The 1,273-nt window shown below is 46.1% G+C and carries 2 protein-coding genes; both read right to left on the bottom strand.

Annotated features, from left to right (window positions below):
* Positions 1–118 (bottom strand): DUF2196 domain-containing protein (locus tag GRP75_RS27260; protein WP_160790927.1); only part of this gene is annotated, 118 nt, incomplete at its 3' end.
* Positions 119–181: 63 nt separating this feature from the next.
* On the bottom strand, positions 182–922 hold the full coding sequence (locus GRP75_RS27255) for a DUF1361 domain-containing protein (protein ID WP_160790926.1): 741 nt from the start codon (positions 920–922) through the stop codon (positions 182–184).
* Positions 923–1,273: the final 351 nt, after the last annotated feature.

The following is a 1,273-nucleotide window of genomic DNA, read 5'->3' as shown; positions in this document are numbered from 1 at the left end:
AATTTGTCAAAATATCTTTCACCGTTTCTCGCGTCAACGTACCGGTAGACTGATCCTTTTTAAGCACAATATCCACCTGAAGACCAGCGCGGATATCGGATCGATTCTGTCCGTTCATTGTAGCTATTCCTCCTTTGATTTACATTTTTTGATAATATTCAGCCACTCAGCTGCAATCAAATCACCAGCGACGCCATTCGTCCTGGCGGTTGTTCCCTATCCAGACTACGCACATCGTGGATACATAGCTGACGAGCAAAATGACGAATAGCATCCCACTAAACTCCACAAAATGAGTACGTTGCAAGGAGTCTGCCCATATGGAAGATACCTGTGCATACAGTTGAGAGGGCGCAGAAACAATATCCCATGTGTTCCCTCGAAAGAAACGGCCAATGTAAATACCCAGGCTGCTCAACAAGAGTACCGCCAGCATAAACAGCCAACTAACAAGCCCACCACGTGCACGTTGTACCAACTGTCGTACGGATTCGAGCGATACAAAACCCATTGTCAGGCCAAGTACGGCTACCAGCAGCATCCCCAGTACATGATTCCAAAAGTACGGATTGCCCCAGAAACGTTGCTCCCCGAGAAATGGATATCTGGCGAATACATGCAGCAAATCTGTGATCAAATAGGGTGTATTGGGATAAAAGAAAAGCCATGCCGCCCCCGTAACCCAGAGTAAAAATGTCCTCGTTCCTCGCCTCCACGAGCTGTACATTACATCAAGCAGTAGCGTCAACAGCATAGGAATCCAGGCCAACATCATATTCCACCAAATAAAAAGATAAGGGCGGCCCCCTGAGGGCAGTCGCACGTTAATGATCCACAATGTACTGATTACGGAGCATAAGGCCAGTGCTAAAAAAACATAGAGTTTTAGTGGATAATTTAACGATCTTAAACGGGCATACATATGTGTCTTTCCCTCCTTGTAACCGTCCTGCCTTCCTGACGTTCCAATTTACACCTGTTCTGGACAGTGTACACCACAATGGCTTCAAGCTCAATGGAAGCGCTCTACCTCTACATCAGAGACACAAAAAAACATCCGTTCTCCGGGAATGGACTTCATCCCCGAAAAATAGATGCTTACTGTGTTTTAGACTTCACTCACAGGTAAAGGCGTAGCTCCGGTAGTTTTAATATTCGGGCAGCATGAATTAGCGTAATATCGCTAACGGCATTATAAATTTCGTCACTAATCCCGTCCATTCGCCATCCGGCGTCCGGGATGCACAATTACCGCTTTTGCTCCATAATGATG

This window comes from Paenibacillus sp. OT2-17 (assembly GCF_009827695.1).
GTDB classification, from domain to species: Bacteria; Bacillota; Bacilli; order Paenibacillales; family Paenibacillaceae; genus Paenibacillus; species Paenibacillus polymyxa_B.
Note: the sequence above shows the minus strand (reverse complement) of the source record. Positions and strands in the feature narration are given on the sequence as shown.

Coding starts and splice junctions, on each gene's coding strand:
- GRP75_RS27255 (WP_160790926.1), bottom strand. CDS start 922: ATGTATGCCCGTTTAAGATCGTTAAATTATCCACTAAAACTCTATGTT.